Source organism: Arthrobacter sp. Hiyo1, from assembly GCF_001263615.2.
In the GTDB taxonomy this organism is placed as follows: domain Bacteria; phylum Actinomycetota; class Actinomycetes; order Actinomycetales; family Micrococcaceae; genus Arthrobacter.
The window spans coordinates 111,932-113,543 of record NZ_DF952476.1 but is presented as its reverse complement, the minus strand read 5'-3'; the positions used below and the strand labels follow the sequence as shown (position 1 = coordinate 113,543).

Here is a 1,612-nt window from a genome sequence, read left to right as displayed (position 1 = left end):
CAGTGCTGGATGTGGAAGATCCGGAGGGCCGCGGCCGGGCACGCGTTCGGCTCCCTGCGTATCCGCCGCTTGAATCGGCTTGGGCGCCGGTCCTCACAATGGGAGCTGGAGTAGGGAAAGGCCTCGTCGTGGCGCCCGCCCCGGAGGACACGGTGCTCGTCCTGTTGCCTGCCACGGATCCGGCGCAGGCCATCATTCTGGGCGGGCTCTACGGCCGCGAACAGACCCCGGACAAGAGCGTGAACACTCCCCGGGACAGCCGCTACACCTTCCGGAGCGCTGACGGGCAGCAAATAGTGCTCGACGGCGGCAGCCGCACCATCAGTTTCACGAACGGCCACGGCTCAACGGTGGAAATCGGGCCGGAGAAGCTGCGGATCACCTCGGCTACGGACCTGGTCCTGGAGGCACCGGGCAAGGCCATGAAGATCCGGGCAAAGACCGTCGATTTCGAGGAGGCGTGATGCCGAAGCTCCTCATCAAGGAGGCCATCTTGCGCTGCGGGCACGACGGCAAAGTGGAAAACGTCCCTTCCCAGCAGTGGGTCCGCGTTGCCGGCTCGCCGGTTTTGGTAGACGACGATCCCCAAGGACGCGACATCAGCATGTGCCCGAACGTGGGTCTCAACATCAAGCCCTGCAACAAGACACTGCCGGTGATCAAGGGATACTCGGGCTTTGTCCGGATCGGCGGCAATAAGGTTTGCCTGGACACTGTGGAGGGCTACACGGACGGCACCCCGCCGGGTGCCGTCAAGTACACGGTCCGGCGGCCGGGCCAGGAATTCGTGGCGGCGGGATCATGAGAGGCGGCGAATGGTGAGCGTCCCCAGGTACAAGTCGGTGGCCTTCGTGCACCCGGATTTCGATGCCGCCACCGGCCTTCCCGGCTTGCGGCTGACGCCCGACGGACGGCTCGCCACCGTCACGGACGCAGCTTCGGTGCGTCAGGCCCTCCTCCTGCTGCTGAGTACGAGGCCCGGCGAGCGCGTCAACCGCCCCACCTACGGCTGCCATCTGTTCCGGCTCGCTTTCGCCCCGGCGGATGACACCACGGCAGGCCTGGCTATCCATTACGTTGCCCGGGCCGTGGAGCAATGGGAGCCCCGGATCACCGTCCTGGCCTTGGATGCCTCCCGCTCCCCCGAAAGCCCTGAAGTGCTGGAGGTCCGGTTGCGGTACCGGGTCCGTTCCACCCAGCTCGAGGACCAGCTCGCCATCGCCCTGCCCGTCGCCTCCGGAGGTGCGGCATGAGTATCCCCGTCCCGAATCTCGATGACCGCAGCTTCGCGGACTTGGTGGCCGGCGCCCGCGAGCGCATCCAGCAGATCGCCCCGGAGTGGACGGACCTCTCCGTCCACGATCCCGGCATCACCATCCTCGAGGCTTTCGCCTACCTCACGGACACCCTGATGTACAGGCTCAATCGGGTGCCGGAAAAACTGTATGCCGTCTACTTGAACCTGCTCGGCACCAGCCTGTACCCGCCGAGCACAGCCGAAACCATCCTCGAATTCACGCGAACGTCGGCGGGAAGCGCTACCGACGGCCAGGACATCCGCATCCCTCGCGGCACCCAGGTCAGCTGCCCACCAGGCGTGCCCGGCGCGCCG

Annotated in this window: 3 protein-coding genes and 1 pseudogene; all 4 read left to right on the top strand. The window is 66.4% G+C overall.

The window, feature by feature from the left end; translation table 11 throughout:
- On the top strand, positions 1–464 hold a 464-nt coding region (locus AHiyo1_RS25085; RefSeq protein WP_216363278.1), incomplete at its 5' end, for a phage baseplate assembly protein V.
- Positions 464–805: a hypothetical protein gene (locus AHiyo1_RS20980; protein ID WP_059389879.1), complete on the top strand. Its 342-nt coding sequence runs from the start codon at positions 464–466 to the stop codon at positions 803–805. The genes AHiyo1_RS25085 and AHiyo1_RS20980, both read left to right, overlap by 1 nt.
- 10 nt (positions 806–815) lie before the next feature.
- The gene (locus AHiyo1_RS20975; RefSeq protein ID WP_113990730.1) at positions 816–1,253 is read left to right on the top strand and encodes a GPW/gp25 family protein; all 438 of its coding nucleotides are present in this window, start codon (positions 816–818) and stop codon (positions 1,251–1,253) included.
- Positions 1,250–1,612 (top strand): annotated as a pseudogene (locus AHiyo1_RS25080) (putative baseplate assembly protein); the annotation flags it as partial. The gene AHiyo1_RS20975 and the pseudogene AHiyo1_RS25080, both read left to right, overlap by 4 nt.